Annotated in this window: 11 protein-coding genes, 2 pseudogenes and 1 riboswitch; of the genes and pseudogenes, 12 read left to right on the top strand and 1 reads right to left on the bottom strand. The window is 48.4% G+C overall.

Going from position 1 to position 15,678, the window contains the following annotated elements; translation table 11 throughout:
* The first annotated feature begins 7 nt into the window (after window positions 1–7).
* The 6 genes and pseudogenes from ribF to Q0E49_RS03075 all read left to right on the top strand — a co-directional run bounded on the left by ribF (window position 8) and on the right by Q0E49_RS03075 (window position 5,888).
* On the top strand, window positions 8–976 hold the full coding sequence (ribF, locus tag Q0E49_RS03100) for a riboflavin biosynthesis protein RibF (protein ID WP_295746496.1): 969 nt from the start codon (window positions 8–10) through the stop codon (window positions 974–976).
* 77 nt (window positions 977–1,053) lie between these two features.
* A riboswitch (FMN riboswitch) is annotated at window positions 1,054–1,197 on the top strand.
* A gap of 169 nt (window positions 1,198–1,366) precedes the next feature.
* Complete coding sequence (ribD, locus tag Q0E49_RS03095; protein ID WP_295746495.1) at window positions 1,367–2,428, top strand: bifunctional diaminohydroxyphosphoribosylaminopyrimidine deaminase/5-amino-6-(5-phosphoribosylamino)uracil reductase RibD; 1,062 nt, start codon at window positions 1,367–1,369, stop codon at window positions 2,426–2,428.
* Window positions 2,421–3,023: pseudogene (locus Q0E49_RS03090) on the top strand (riboflavin synthase). Before ribD ends, Q0E49_RS03090 begins: the two are co-directional and overlap by 8 nt.
* Window positions 3,023–4,209: pseudogene (gene ribA / locus Q0E49_RS03085) on the top strand (GTP cyclohydrolase II). Before Q0E49_RS03090 ends, ribA begins: the two co-directional pseudogenes overlap by 1 nt.
* Window positions 4,196–4,666 carry a 6,7-dimethyl-8-ribityllumazine synthase gene (gene ribH / locus Q0E49_RS03080; RefSeq protein WP_295746494.1) on the top strand — a complete coding sequence of 157 codons (471 nt, stop codon included), beginning with the start codon at window positions 4,196–4,198 and terminating at the stop codon, window positions 4,664–4,666. Before ribA ends, ribH begins: the two are co-directional and overlap by 14 nt.
* Window positions 4,667–5,021: 355 nt before the next feature.
* Complete coding sequence (locus Q0E49_RS03075) at window positions 5,022–5,888, top strand: RNA methyltransferase (protein ID WP_295746493.1); 867 nt, start codon at window positions 5,022–5,024, stop codon at window positions 5,886–5,888.
* Between the two features lie 33 nt (window positions 5,889–5,921).
* Here Q0E49_RS03075 and Q0E49_RS03070 read toward each other — a convergent pair whose 3' ends face one another.
* Entirely contained in the window at window positions 5,922–6,293 is a 372-nt protein-coding gene (locus tag Q0E49_RS03070) for a hypothetical protein (RefSeq protein WP_295746492.1), read from the bottom strand.
* Window positions 6,294–6,409: 116 nt separating this feature from the next.
* On the opposite strand from Q0E49_RS03070, the gene hrcA reads away from it, so the two are divergent.
* From hrcA to Q0E49_RS03040, 6 genes are all read left to right on the top strand, one after another.
* Window positions 6,410–7,459 carry a heat-inducible transcriptional repressor HrcA gene (gene hrcA / locus Q0E49_RS03065; protein ID WP_295746491.1) on the top strand — a complete coding sequence of 350 codons (1,050 nt, stop codon included), beginning with the start codon at window positions 6,410–6,412 and terminating at the stop codon, window positions 7,457–7,459.
* Window positions 7,460–7,473: 14 nt separating this feature from the next.
* Window positions 7,474–8,031: a nucleotide exchange factor GrpE gene (grpE, locus tag Q0E49_RS03060; RefSeq protein WP_295746490.1), complete on the top strand. Its 558-nt coding sequence runs from the start codon at window positions 7,474–7,476 to the stop codon at window positions 8,029–8,031.
* A 36-nt stretch (window positions 8,032–8,067) separates the two neighbouring features.
* On the top strand, window positions 8,068–9,948 hold the full coding sequence (gene dnaK, locus Q0E49_RS03055; protein ID WP_295746489.1) for a molecular chaperone DnaK: 1,881 nt from the start codon (window positions 8,068–8,070) through the stop codon (window positions 9,946–9,948).
* 118 nt (window positions 9,949–10,066) lie between these two features.
* Window positions 10,067–11,203, top strand: coding sequence for a molecular chaperone DnaJ (gene dnaJ, locus Q0E49_RS03050; protein ID WP_295746488.1), 1,137 nt, complete (start codon window positions 10,067–10,069; stop codon window positions 11,201–11,203).
* Window positions 11,204–11,405: 202 nt separating this feature from the next.
* Window positions 11,406–14,009, top strand: a complete 2,604-nt coding sequence (gene adhE, locus Q0E49_RS03045) for a bifunctional acetaldehyde-CoA/alcohol dehydrogenase (protein WP_295746487.1) — start codon at window positions 11,406–11,408, stop codon at window positions 14,007–14,009.
* Window positions 14,010–14,379: 370 nt separating this feature from the next.
* Window positions 14,380–15,678: serine-rich glycoprotein adhesin (locus Q0E49_RS03040; protein ID WP_295746486.1), on the top strand; the 1,299-nt coding region annotated here is incomplete at its 3' end.

Raw genomic sequence — 15,678 nt, 5'->3', positions numbered from 1 at the left:
GAAGATTGTGCAAGTAATACGGATTCATCATCCCTTAGACCGGCGGCTGATTGCAAATAAGCCAGTGGTGCTCGCGATGGGCTTTTTTGACGGTGTTCATCGTGGTCATCAGCGGGTGATTGCGGCCGCCAAGAAGGTTGCTGACCGGCGGAAACTGCCACTAGCAGTCCTTACTTATAACCATAGCCCGGCAGTGGTTTATCGCCGCATCCCGGGCGGAGCCAAGTACCTGACGACGGTTACCCAGAAGGCTTCTCAGATGAGCCGGCTGGGGGCGAGCGTTATGTACGTCGTTGATTTTACTTCTCAGTATGGCGCACAGTCGCCCCAGCAGTTTGTCGATAACTACCTGGTGGCTTTTCACCCGCAGGTGGTGGTGGCCGGCGAGGACCACACTTTTGGCCGTGGAGCCGCAGCCACAATGGCTCATCTACCGGCGCTAGCTCGGGGCCGGTTTGAAGTGGTTAGTGTGCCAACACTGGCAAACGGGTCGACGAAGGTCGGCACCCGGCGGATCCGCCAACAAATTATGGCGGGAGAATTAGACCTGGCAAACGAGGGACTAGGACGTCCATACCAGACAGCAGGTCTGGTGGTTCACGGTTTTGCTCGTGGGCGGCAGATTGGGTTTCCGACGATCAATATCGATTCGCCGCGCTCAACAGTCATCCCCGCCCTGGGGGTTTATGTGACCCGCGTTAAGGTCGGCCACCACTGGTATGGTGGGATGGCCAATATTGGCCACAACGAAACTTTTGGTGAGGGTGCTCCACGAACATTGGAAATTAACCTCTTTCATTTTCACCGGCAAGTGTACGGGGAAGAAGTGGTTGTCGAATGGTACAGCCGCTTGCGTGACGGGGTGAAGTTTAGTTCTGTGGATGACCTAATCGCGCAGATGAATTTGGATCGGGTTGCGACTGAGGATTATCTTTCTGCTCGCCTACGAAAAAAAAGATTAATTGTAGCGGAATGACAAGGTTGAATTATTTAATTGCAAAGTTCTTCTTTACAAAATGTAAGTAACGCTATACACTTTAACTAATTTAATAGTATTTTCTTCGGGGCAGGGTGAAATTCCCAACCGACGGTAACAAGTGAAAACTTGAAGTCCGTGACCTGTTGATCAGATCGATCAGCGGCTGAACCAGTGCGAGTCTGGTACCGACAGTATAGTCTGGATGGGAGAAGAATAAAAAAGTAGTAGTGGTGGTAGTGACTTATTACCATTTGCGAATTGTCAAATAATGCCCCGGGTAGCGATAACGTTACCCGGGTTTCTTTTTATCGCATACATTACTCCTATTTTAGCCGGCCTTGAGGAAATCCCTGAAGGCCTTTTTTAGTGGAGAAATGAGGAAAATCAATGGAAAATGACGAAAAGTGGATGAGGTTAGCACTGCAACAAGCACATCAAGCAGACTACCAAACGTGGCAAAATCCCCGTGTTGGCGCTGTAATTGTCAAGGATCAGCAGCTGGTTTCAGTAGGTCATACTCACCAGTTCGGTGGTTTTCATGCTGAACGTGATGCAATTAGCAGGGCGGTTCCAGAACAGTTAGCAGGTGCCACGCTTTATGTAACGCTCGAACCGTGCAATCACTACGGGAAGCAACCGCCTTGTACGCAGTTAATTGTCGAGGCTGGCATTAAACGGATGGTTGTTGCTGAAACAGATCCGCACTCAATAGTAAGGGGAAAAGGTATCCAATATCTCCGTGATCATGACATTGAAGTGACTACTGGCGTGTTAGCCGACGAAGCAAGCACAATTAATGCTCATTATAATCATTATTTCCATACCCATCGTCCGTGGATAACGTTAAAACAAGCGATATCGCTAGATGGTAAGGTTGCTTTTCGCCAGGGCAAACGAACGAGGATTACTAACGACGCGGTATATCACTTTGTTCATCGTGAGCGGGCCTGGTTTCATGGCATTATGATCGGCAGTCAAACAGCGATTATCGATAATCCTCTTCTTACGGTCCATGTGAAAACGACTTTTCCACCAGTGCGAATTGTGATTGATCGGCGCGGGAGACTAGCCAATCACCGCCACCTGAAATTGTTACAAACCACGCTAGCAAAGACATGGGTCTTTTCTAGCAATCGTCGCCTAAGTCACGCTTTAAGCAAGACGCATGCAGAGGTAATTATCTTAGCTGATTGTTCAATTAAACAGGTCATTAAAGAATGTGGTCGGCGGGGGCTCCAGTCGTTATATGTCGAAGGAGGACCAACTCTTCAACAATCATTGGTGGATGAGGACCTGGTTGATGAAGTCATTACTTATGTCAGCCCCCAGTTCGTTGGTAAACAGGGGGTAGCAGGAGTCCAAATTCCGACAACAAGAATGTTGGCAACTAATGTGAAATTACTCGACAGCAACATCCGAATTGAGGGAAAGGTGACAGAGAATGTTTAGTGGTTTAGTTAGTACTACCGGAACGATTAGTGAAAAAAGGGTCGACCGGGAGACCATGCGACTAGTGATCAGGCCCCATGATCCGCACTTTTTAAATGGCGCGCAGGTGGGCGATTCAGTTGGGGTTGACGGGACGTGTTTAACTGTCGAAAACATCAATGACTACCAGTTTACAGTTACGTTAATGCCCTAAACATTCCACAAAACAACGTTTAGCCAGCGAAAAGTGGGTGACCTTGTTAATCTGGAGCGATCATTACAAGTTGGTTCACGATTGGAAGGTCATTTCGTGACGGGACATATTGATGGTGTGATCAAAGTCATCAGCCGACATCAAAACGAAAACGCAATTGAATTGCATTTTAAGTTGCCACAACAGTTGGCAGGTCAGGTTGTGCCGCAGGGAAGTGTCGCCATTAATGGAGTCAGCTTAACTGTGATGGCTGTGGACACAGAGAGTTTTAGTGTGGGGTTGATCCCCCACACGCAAGCAGTGACCAACCTTGATACACTCCGTGTTGGTAATGAGGTTAACGTTGAAACTGACCTTGTGGGTAAGTACGTTAGTGCAAAGTTGAAAGTGAGTGAGAAGTGATGGCTATTTTAAAAATTCAGCAGGCATTGAGGCACTTGAAAAAAGGCGGGTTAGTCATTGTCATGGATGACCAGGACCGTGAAGCAGAGGGCGATCTGGTCGGCCTGGCAAGTCGCGCTACTCCGCAAAAGGTACTAAGCATGCGCGGGGGTTGCTGTGTGTGCCTGTGGCACCTGAAGTGGCCCGGAGGCTCCAGCTTAAACAGATGACTGATCATAATACAGACCCTTTTGGAACGGCCTTTACGATGAGCTTTGACCATCACTCCACTACTACTGGTATTTCTGCTTTTGACCGGTGGCGAACAATTACGCACTTGGCTGACCCAACAGCTGAAAATAAGGATTTTTATCAGCCAGGTCATATTTTTCCCTTAGTCGCTAAAGCAGGGGGTGTGTTAGCACGTAATGGTCATACCGAGGCGGCAGTCGACCTTGCTAAACTCGCTGGAGAAGAACCGGTAGCATATATTTGTGAAATTCTCAATGCTAACGGGAAAATGGCCCGCTCAAAAGCTCTTCATGAGATGGCGGAGGAATATGGGCTTCCCATTATCACCATTAAGGAGCTGCAAGAATATCGCAAGAACGAAGTTAGTGAGCCGGTAGAAGAGGTTCAATTACCTACCGAGGATGGTGATTTTCGCTTACGGTATTTTGCTGGTGAGAACTTAGCCTTGATTAAGGGGGATATAAGTGGTGACCAACCAGTGATGGTTCGTTTACATTCTGAGTGCTTTACCGGGGATGTTCTTGGTTCGCTCCGTTGTGATTGTGGTCCTCAGCTTCACGCAGCAATGCGCCAGATTCAACAGCATGGTCGAGGGGTGATTCTCTATTTACGGCAAGAAGGACGGGGAATCGGCTTGCGAAATAAGCTAAAAGCTTATCGGTTGCAGGAGCAGGGTTTGGATACAGTTGAAGCAAATACTCATCTTGGCTTTCAACCTGATGAACGTCACTACCAAGTGGCTACTCAAATCTTAAAACAGTTAGGGGTTCACCAAATTGACTTACTAACGAATAATCCTGATAAGATTCATCAATTAGAGCTAGGCGGGATCAAGATTAACCGCCGGATACCGCTGGAAATTAGGCCGAACCAGTATAACCGCAAATACTTGGCAACCAAACAACAAAAGTTTCATCATTACTTACACTTGGAGGATAATAATGAAAGAAATTAGTGGTTCTTTTCAACTAGCAGACATAGCAAACGCGAGGATTGCAATTATTGTCGCCGACTTTAACGAGACGGTGACACGACAGCTAAAGGAGGGGGCGGTCAAGACGCTCTTGAAGTTTGGCTTAACAGACAATCAGATTAATGTCTACCATGTGCCAGGTGCGTTTGAAATTCCATTTACTGTTAAACGATTACTGAGTAGCGGACAATTTAATGGGATGATGACTCTGGGAGCAGTAATTAAGGGTGATACTGCTCACTATGACTTGATCTGTCAAAATGTCACTAGTGCAATAATGCAGCTAAATTTACAAGGAGATGTTCCGGTCACCTTTGGCTTGCTGACAACTGATAATATTGAACAGGCGTTGCAACGAGCCGGCCTTAAGATGGGGAATGAAGGTGCGGAGACTGCCATAAGCTTGCTGGAGATGATTTCGCTAAATAAGCAAATATAAGTTGAAAGAGAAGGCAATTAGCGATTCGCATTGGGAAATTTTTTGACGTTATTACTGCATTATTTAATGGGGTTAACTGTCGCTTACAAAAGAGAAAAGACTTCCAACTCTAGGGTTACACATCATTGCCCGAACGTTGGGAGTCTTTTTGACTCATGATGAACTTTTGACATAGGTAAGCAAGCATTTTGTTTTTTAGCGAAAAGTGGCTGGTATTTTGAAGTGGTATCATAGCAATGATCTATCATACAGCGAAGTTAACGATCGTGTTATGATACCGTTTGTTAAAAAAGTTACTGATTGTGATTATGTTAGTTACCGATACCTGATATTTTCTTTCAAAGAGGAGGTAGACATGAGGAACTTAATTTACCTGACAGACTTATCGGCCCCGGCTTTAGAGCCTTACGTGAAGATGGGCGAGGGCCAGCTCGTTCATGCTTTTCACGACCGGCCGGGGCTTTTTATTGCCGAAAGTCCGAAGGTGATCGAACGGGCCTTGCGAGCAGGCTACCAGCCGGCGTCATTTTTGGTAGAAGAAAAGGCGCTCGAGCGTGACTTGAGCGCCTTGGACGATGAAATGGCAACGAACAATAAACGGCGGTGGGAACAAACGCCGGTTTACGTCGTGAGAAGCGAGCTGATTCGCCAGCTAGCTGGCTATAACCTTCTGAAGGGGGTACTTGCTGTCATGTACCGGGTTCAGCGGCCAGGGTTGGCTGACTTTTTAGCGGCGCTTTCCGGTGATCACCCGCGGATTGCAGTTCTGGAAAGTGTCGTTAACCCCGCCAACGTCGGTGCCATTTTCCGCTCAGCTGCGGCATTAGGCATTAATGGCGTCATCGTGACGAGTGATTCTGCTGACCCGCTTTATCGCCGTTCTTCCCGTGTTTCAATGGGAACTGTCTTTCAGGTGCCGTGGACGTATCTGGATGCTCATCAGTGGCAAGACGAGGGAATCCACCTGCTTCACCGGTTTGGCTATCAAACGGCCGCCATGGCGCTACGGCATAACACCATTGCAATTGATGATCCGCGCCTGGATAAAGTTGGCAAGCTGGCCATTATCCTGGGTGCAGAGGGTCCGGGACTGCGGGAAACCACGATTGACCAGAGTGACTTCACCATTAAGATCCCGATGGCTGACGGGGTCGATTCCTTAAACGTCGCGGCAGCTTCAGCACTGGCCTTTTGGGAACTGGGACCACGTCAGCAGAAATGATGACTCCTGCTGCTTAGTGTCTGGGCGAGCTGCTTAGTGTCTGGACGAGCGATGAGTAACTGTTCCGCCAATTTTGTGGTTTTTGACCTTGTAGTGGGGAGCGGTTTTGACGTCGAGCTTAAAATGGTGCATTTTTCCAGGGAAAGGCCGTCCTGACAAGCGGATCGCGCCCCAGCTTTGCATGAGAGCGGTCATGGATGCCAAGCCCTTGGCTAAAGACGGATCGTCAGCTTGGTTGACTGCCTGCTTGATGTCTCCTTGGAGGCGAGCAATTAAGTTTTGGTGGTAGGCCATTAGCTCAGCGGTCAGCGGAGCATTACGGTATTGGTTAAATAACTTTTGGACGATTTTCATCGCGTCGAGCGGTCCAGTTGGCTGGACGTAACGGTGTTTTGGTGAGACCATAGTAAATCCTTTCAAAAATAGTTTGACGTTTCTTGACTTTTCGGGGGTTGGTTGTTATATTAGAAAATGTATTTAGCACTTAACAAGGGTGAGTGCTAAAAAGGAAGTGGTGATCGATGCTCACCCAGCGCCAAAAAGACATTTTGCAACAAATTGTAAGGCAATATACGGCAACTGGTCAACCAGTCGGTTCAAAGACACTGGCGACCAAGCTGCCGCATCGCGTGAGTTCAGCGACCGTTCGCAATGAAATGGCAGTGCTGGAAAAGGCCGGCCTGATCGAAAAGGAACACTCTTCTTCTGGCCGCCTGCCATCCGAAAAGGGATACCGTTTCTACGTTGACCACTTGCTTAACCCGGCGGCGGTCACCGATAACGATTTGTTAGTGATCCAGCATTCGTTGGGGATGGGCTTTCGGAAAATTGACGAGCTGATTTCTCACTCGGCGGAGATTTTATCGCAACTAACGACGTTTACCGCCTTTACATTGAAGCCTGAGCAGGCGGAAGTGCACCTGAGCGGTTTCCGACTGGTCCCGTTGGGCAACCAAAAGGTGATGGCCATTTTGGTAACGGATTCTGGCAGTGTAGAAAGTCAAACCTTTGACATTCCACGCTCGATTGATCCAGAAAGTCTGGAAACGGTTGTCCGGTTGATTAACGACCAGCTGACGGGGCTGACATTGCCGGAAGTGGTTGGTCGATTGAAGACTGATATCCCGGCGAAGGTGACTCAGTATCTAGAAAGTGCTGACGGCTTTTTGGACCTGTTTGACAGCATCTTAGCCAACGCCAAGCAGGAACACTTTTTTGTTGGCGGCCGGATGAACTTGCTCGGCTATTCGGTCAATCAGAACCCGAACGCGATGAAGTCACTGTACAGCCTGCTTGATACTAATGACCGCCTGTCGAACCTGATTGATGCCGATTCGCCAGAAAACGGGATTAGCGTAAAAATCGGTAATGAAATTGCTGACAGCGATTTGATGAAAAACTACAGTTTGATTACTGCTACTTATAATGTGGACCAGTATGGTAAGGGCATTATTGCTGTGCTGGGCCCGACACGGATGCCATATTCACGGACGATCGGGATTGTCGATGCCTTTCGTCGTGAACTAGCACAACGCCTGTTGGATTATTACCACAGATTCTATAACCAGTAAAAGGAGGAACCGGAATGGCTGAAGAGAAGAAGGCCAAGCAAGCTGCAGCGCAGCAAACTACCAAGGCAGCAGCCGACTCGACTAAAAAGCCGGCGGCTGACGACAAGGTTGCCTTATTAACTAAGCAGGTGGCCGAATTGAAAGATCAGTTGGCCAAGAAGGACGACCAGTACCTGCGCGCTGAAGCTGAAATTCAGAACATGACCAACCACTTTAAGAAAGAACGAAGCGACCTGCTCAAGTATGAGGGACAGGACCTGATTAAGGAGATCTTACCGGTCCTTGACAACCTGAAACGGGCTTTGTCAATTAAGGTGGAAGATGACCAGGGCAAGCAGCTCCATGATGGTATCCAAATGGTTCACGACCATCTGGAAAAAGCTCTGGCGAGCCATGGTGTCAGCGAAATTGCAGCGTTGAATAAGCCGTTTGATCCGACCGTTCACCAAGCAGTCTCCACGACTGCGGCGACTGGAGATCAAAAGCCGGACACCGTTGTTCAGGTTTACCAGGCTGGTTATCAGCTGAAGGACCGCGTATTACGACCAGCAATGGTTGTTGTCGCGCAATAATGAAGACAGTTAATTAATTAAAAAAGAGGGATTAATATGGCAAGCAATAAGATTATTGGGATTGACTTAGGGACCACGAACTCTGCTGTTGCTGTAATGGAAGGTAACGAGCCAAAAATCATTACCAACCCGGATGGTGGACGCACCACTCCGTCAGTGGTTTCGTTTAAGAATGGGGAAACTCAAGTTGGTGACGTGGCTAAGCGTCAGGCAATTACCAACCCAAACACCATTACTTCCATCAAGAGCCACATGGGCGAAGCCGGCTACACGGTTGAAGTCGAAGGTAAGAAGTACACGCCACAAGAAATTTCAGCAATGATTCTTCAGTACCTGAAGAAGTACGCTGAAGACTACATTGGCGACACTGTTGACAAGGCCGTTATTACCGTCCCAGCATACTTTAACGATGCTCAGCGTCAAGCCACCAAGGACGCTGGGAAGATCGCCGGCCTTGACGTCAAGCGGATTATCAACGAACCAACCGCTTCGTCTTTGGCCTACGGACTCGACAAGGATGACACCGACGAAAAGATCCTCGTCTACGACCTTGGTGGGGGGACGTTTGACGTTTCCATCCTTGAACTCGGTGATGGTGTCTTCCAGGTACTGTCAACCAACGGTGATACCCACCTTGGTGGTGACGACTTCGACCAGAAGATTATGAACTGGCTGATGGATGACTTTAAGCAGGAACACAATATTGACCTGAGCAAGGACAAGATGGCCCTGCAACGGTTGAAGGATGCTGCTGAAAAGGCGAAGAAGGAACTTTCGAGTTCCCAACAAGCCGACATTAGCCTGCCATTTATCGCCCAAGACCCGGCTACTCAGGGTCCAGTTCACTTGAACACGACGCTGACCCGGGCCAAGTTCAACCAGTTGACTAACGACCTGGTTGAGAAGACGAAGCAACCAGTCATGAACGCCTTGAGTGATGCTGACCTGAGCTTTGGCGATATTGATAAGGTCATCTTGAACGGTGGTTCTACCCGGATTCCAGCTGTCCAAGAAATGGTTAAGGAACTCACTGGTAAGGAACCAGACCACTCCATCAACCCGGACGAAGCGGTTGCCCTGGGTGCCGCTATCCAAGGTGGTGTTTTGACCGGTGACGTGAAGGATGTTGTTCTGCTTGACGTAACGCCACTTTCGCTGGGGATTGAAACCATGGGTGGTGTCATGACCAAGCTGATTGACCGTAACACGACTATCCCAACTTCTAAGAGTCAGGTCTTCTCAACTGCCGCTGATAACCAATCAGCCGTCGATATTCACGTTTTGCAAGGTGAACGCCCAATGGCAGCTGATAACAAGACCCTCGGGAACTTCCAACTGACGGATATTCCGCCTGCACCACGTGGTGTTCCGCAGATCAAGGTTACCTTCGACATTGACAAGAACGGAATTGTTAACGTCTCTGCGGAAGACCAGGGTACCCACAAGAAGCAAAACATTACCATCAAGTCCAATTCCGGTTTAAGTGATGAAGAAATTGAACGGATGAAGAAGGATGCCGAAGAGCACGCCGAAGCCGACAAGAAGAAGAAGGAACGGGTTGACCTGAATAACGAATCAGACCAGCTGATCTTCCAGACTGATAAGACCCTCAAGGAATTGAAGGGCAAGGTTGACGACAGCGAACTGAAGAAGGCGCAGGACGCTCGTGACGCCCTGAAGAAGGCTCGTGATGCTGAAAACTATGACGAAATGAAGGCCAAGAAGGACGAACTGAACAAGATTGTTCAGGACTTGACCGTCAAGCTTTACCAGCAGGCTCAGCAGCAAAATGCTCAGAACAATGCCGGCAACAATAATGGTCAACCAAATAACGGGAATAACTCCCACCACGATGATGATGGGAAGACCGTTAATGGCGACTTTGAAGAAGTAGATCCGGACGACGATAAGAAGTAGTTGTTAGTTTGAAGGGAAGAACCAAAGGCCTTGTCGTGGCTTTGGTTTTTCCTTTTCTTATCAAGTTATGTTATAACTAGAAAGACACAATTAATCTTGTCACATGTGGGGGTTTCAGATGGCTGAAAAAGATTATTACCAAACCTTAGGCGTTGACCGCGACGCGTCCGAAAAGGAGATTAAGCGGGCCTTTCGCCGATTGGCGGCAAAATACCACCCTGATGTTAACCACGAACCGGGGGCAGAACAAAAGTTTAAAGATATTAACGAAGCCTACGAAGTGTTAGGCAACAAAGAAAAGCGGGCTCGCTACGACCAATTTGGTGCGGCTGGAGTCAATGGTCAGGCCGGCGCCGGTGCGGGAGCTGCTGGTTCACAATTTGGCGGCTTTGGTGGTTTTGATGATATCTTTAACATGTTTACTGGCGGTGGCACGCGTCGCGCTAACCCGAACCAACCACGGCAGGGGAATGACCTGCAGTACACGATGAGCTTGACTTTTATGGACGCTGTTTTTGGGAAACAGACCAAAATCCGCTATAACCGTCAAGAAGAATGTAAGACTTGTCATGGGTCAGGTGCCCGGCCAGGAACTAGCCCAACGACTTGTTCGCGCTGTGGTGGGAGTGGCTTTATCGTCACGATGCGTAACACGCCATTTGGCCGGATGCAGCAGCAATCAACCTGTCCTGTTTGTGGTGGGACTGGCAAAGAAATTAAGGATAAGTGCAATACCTGTCACGGTACCGGCCGCGTTCAGCAACGTCACGAAATCAAGGTAAAGATTCCAGCAGGGGTCGATGACGGTGAACAAATGCGTTTAGCTGGCCAAGGTGAAGCCGGGTTCAATGGCGGACCATACGGTGACCTTTACATTGTCTTCCAGGTTTCACCAAGCAAGGTCTTCAAGCGTGATGGTTCAGAGATCTACGTCGACCAAAATATCACCTTTGCTCAGGCGGCCCTTGGCGATAAGGTCAAGGTCAAGACCGTCCACGGTGACGTTGACCTAAAGATTCCGGCGGGAACCCAGTCGGGCACCAACTTCCGCTTGCGGAACAAAGGGGTGCCGCACGTTAATGGAAATGGTAATGGTGACGAGCACGTGCGTGTCCACGTCAAGACGCCAACCCATCTCAATAAACGGCAGCGTGAAGCGCTGATGGCGTACGCGGCAGCGAGTGGCGAAAAAGCAGCTGAAGGCGTCAAACCTGGCTTTTTCGAAAAGCTCCGTGATGTTTTTGATGATAAATAAACTAGACCAATTATCTAGACTGAAGCCGTGGTGATTGTCACCGCGGCTTTTTGTTGTCTGACTATGATCTGTACTTCACAAAGTAATAAAATTTCTCTGTAAAACACTATCAAATAAGCCCTCCACTCTTGTTGACATTTTCACATAGTCAGGTTATCTTAGTAAGCGAAAGTTAGTAACCCGACAAAGGAGGACCTTCGTAATGGCAAAAAAAGTGACGGTAGATAAAAAGACTGAAGCTGAGCAGATGGTTGATGACCTGGTGGTTAAAGCCCAAGATGCATTGAAAGTGATGCATCACTTTGACCAGGAAACGGTGGACCGGATTACCCACCAGATGGTAGAAGCCGGTCAGGATAAGCACATGGAGCTGGCAATTGAAGCAGTCAAGGAAACCGGCCGGGGAGTGGTTGAAGACAAGGCCATCAAGAATATGTTTGCGACTGAGGAAATCTGGCACAATATCCGCAAGGACAAGACCGTCGGGGTGATCGAAGATGATAAGGCCGACGAGCTGATCAAGGTTGCCGAACCGCTGGGGGTCCTGGCGGGAATTACGCCGGTAACTAATCCGACGTCAACGGTCCTCTTTAAGGCGATCATCGCGATGAAGACGCGGAACCCGATTATTTTCTCTTTTCACCCGCAGGCCCTCGAATGTTCTCGCCATGCTGCTCGCGTAGTTGCCGAAGCAGCCATTGCGGTTGGTGCGCCTGAGGGTGCCATACAGTGGATTGACAAGCCAAGTCGGGAAACTAGTACAGCCTTGATTAACCATCCCGGCGTTGCTTGTACACTGGCTACTGGTGGCCCGGGCATGGTGAAAGCCGCTTATTCGACCGGGAAGCCCGCACTGGGTGTTGGTCCCGGCAACGGCCCAGTTTATGTTGAAAAAACCGCGAATTTAAAGCGGGCCGTCAATGACATCGTCTTATCAAAGACCTTTGACAACGGGATGATTTGCGCGACAGAAAATTCAGCAGTGGTCGACCAGGATATCTATGATGACTTCAAACAACTGATGATCGCTAACCGGGTCTACTTTGTGCCGGAAGCCGAGTTGCCAAAACTGCGGGAAACGATGTTCAACCCGGAGACGGGGAGTATCAACGGTCCAATTGCGGGGATGTCGGCGGAAAAAATCGCCGAATTAGCGCACATCAAGGTGCCAAAGGATACCCAGGTTCTGGCCGCAGAAATCACCAAAATTGGGAAAGAAGAATTGCTGTCTGGCGAAAAGCTGAGTCCAGTTTTGTCCATCTTCCATGCTGAAAGCCAAGCGGATGCTTTTGCCAAGTGCGACGCCCTCTTAGAATATGGTGGGCTGGGTCACACGGTAGCCATTCAGACGACCGACATGAAACTCGCCGAGAAGTTTGGTGTTGAAATGCGGGCTTCACGGGTCATTGTGAACGCCCCAGCTGGTTTATCGGGGATTGGGAACCTTTATAACCGGATGACACCATCACTAACGCTGGGGACTGGTTCCTGGGGAGCCAACTCTATTTCTCACAACGTCACTGATTATGACCTGTTGAATATTAAGACGATTGCAAAGAGGCGGAACAATATGCAATGGATCAAGCTACCACGTGTTTACTTTGAACGTGACTCTGTCCGTTACTTGAAGGACATGCCAAACATCAACCGGGTCTTCATCGTTACCGGCCCGTCTATCCAGGCCCACGGTTACGTCGATGTCGTTACTGACCAGTTGAAGTTGCGGCAAAACCAGGTTCAGTACCTGGTCTTCTCCGATGTTGAAGCTGACCCGTCATCCGACACGGTTAAAAAAGGTGTCGATTTGATGAAGTCCTTCCAACCGGACACGATTATCGCCCTGGGTGGAGGATCCCCGTTGGATGCCGCCAAGGGCATGTGGATGTTCTACGAAAGTGAAGATGCGTCATTCTTTGGTGCCAAGCAAAAGTTCTTGAACATTCGGAAGCGTGCTTACCGCTTTGATAAACCGAAGAAGGCGCAAATGGTTGCTATCCCGACAACTTCTGGGACTGGCTCTGAAGTGACGCCGTTTGCTGTCATCACTGACTCCAAGACCCATGTGAAGTACCCGCTGACTGACTACGCACTGACGCCTGACGTGGCAATTGTCGATCCACAGTTTGTTGATACGGTGCCAAAGGGGAACATCGCAGCATCTGGACTGGATGTTCTCTGCCACGGGATTGAGTCCTACGTTTCAAACATGGCGTCTGACTATACCCGGCCACTGTCATTACAGGCAATTAAGCTGGTCTTTGACAACCTGACCGCTTCGTATCACGGGGATGAACACGCGCGTGCCGAGATGCACAACGCGTCGACTTTAGCAGGGATGGCCTTTGCCAATGCCTTCCTCGGGATTAACCACTCGATTGCTCATAAACTGGGTGGTGAGTTTGGACTGACTCACGGGATTGCGATTGCGATTACGATGCCGCACATTATCAAGTTCAACGCTACTGAGCCGAAGAAGTTTGCTACTTGGCCGAAGTATGAAACCTTCCGGGCTGCCGATGACTACGCAACTATTGCGAAGGCAATCGGCCTGAAAGGGAAGACCAACGAAGAACTAATTCAGCAGTTATGCGATAAGATTCGCGACCTGGCACACTCGGTTGACGTTACCCTGAGTTTGAAGGCCTGGGGTGTTGACAAGAAGCACTTCGACCGGGTGGTTGACCACTTGGCAGTGCTGGCTTACGAAGACCAGTGTACGACTGCTAACCCCCAAGAACCGTTGATTGCGGACCTCAAGCAGATCATGATTGACGAATATAACGGTAAGGGTGTCGAAACTAAATAATAATTTGGGGTCCAACTAATACCGACCACCAGTATCTTGCTTAGGCAAAGTACTGGTGGTTTTTTTGTTCAAACTATCTATTGCTTAGAAGATGATAAGGAAAAAGTTTGGTTAAACCAAATACAAGTTCAACAGCGCTGGAATACTTATTTATCGATCATTTTAATATAAATACCTTCAATTACTTAACTAATTAACACACTATTAATCTTATGTACCATTGTTTAATAAAGATTTAAGGAATATAATAAAAATGTATATTGTTATAGCTATTATTATTAATCAATGTAATTCTATTTACTTATAATATGATAGTGGGATTATCGGGAGGCAATGTTTTATTATGAGACGCTATGAGCATAGCCGAAGAATGCAGCACGATAAGGACCGGATCAAGCTCTATAAGACCCACCGTGGTTGGATGACTTCCTTAACCCGGATTTTTCGTTTTGTATTTCGTAACCGTGCGACGGCAAAGCAAGAGTTTACGGATCGTGATGCCTTAAAAGAGGATGATGACGATACGGGAATATCGCCGTTTATCCAGGGGTTGACGGCGCTAACTGCCCTGTTTGGGGGTGGAGTGGCTGCTTCAGCCTATACCCAAACTGTCCATGCCCAGCAGACATCTAGTAATGGTTCTGAAGTGATTGGTTCCGCAAGCAGCTCAGCAACGATGACCCGGACTGCTGCTAGCCAGAAGGTTTCGCAATCATCAGTCAATCAACAACAAGTTAATCAAAGCGTCAACAACCAGAGTGTTAATGTCTCAAACCAATCCCAATTAAAACATGCTCTCCAGGATAAAAACGTTAGCGTGATTAATTTGGATGCTAACATCACGCTTACTCAGACGATCAACGTCGCCCCACGCAACCTGACGATTAACGCCAACGGTCATTCGCTGAATGCTGGTAATCATTGCCTAGCGATTAATGCGGCAAAGGGATCAGCTAACCATCAGCTAACCCTCAAGAACGCACGGCTTTTCACGGCTAATAAGCATGGTGCCTTTGAAATGGCGCATGATGGTAATTTGAAGCTGACTTATCAGGATGTTGAAGCTGTCGGCGGGACCACTGTTTGGTCAAACGCTGAGGCTAGTGGCAATAAATCTTTTGAAACCGCCGGTCAAACCAGCATTAAGGCCGTTAAGTCCTACCAGCTGAATGGTCACGAGTATCATACTCATTTTGTTAACCAACCGGTTAAATCGTTCCACAAGGGACAGACAAACCTGGTTGTTATTAATCATTCCTTTACGGTCGCTAAAGACGCTAAGGTACAGATTAATGGCTCAGGGGTTACCGACTACGGTGTTCGCCTCACGAGCAAGGGGCAGCAGCACGTTAATGTTGAACGCAACGCCCAGCTCACTATCGATGGTAACAATAATGCCAACATTGCAATGACCCAGCACGGCAAGACTGACCGGGCGCAATTACTGCAGATCGCTAACGATGCTGATGTTTCATTGAATAGTAAGCATGGCGCTAACATTCTCCTGTCGACAAGCAGCCGTAATAGTACGCCGAACGTTAATGTCAGCGCTGCTAAGTTAGAGATGAAGGTTGCGGGTCATGCGCAAGCCAATATTAAGGTTCAAGGGCCGACCAATAGTGATCACCGGGCGAATATCTCCTTTGATAAGAATTCCTTAGTTAACGGA

The organism is uncultured Limosilactobacillus sp., from assembly GCF_934202235.1.
Lineage (GTDB): Bacteria > Bacillota > Bacilli > Lactobacillales > Lactobacillaceae > Limosilactobacillus.
Note: the sequence above shows the minus strand (reverse complement) of the source record. Positions and strands in the feature narration are given on the sequence as shown.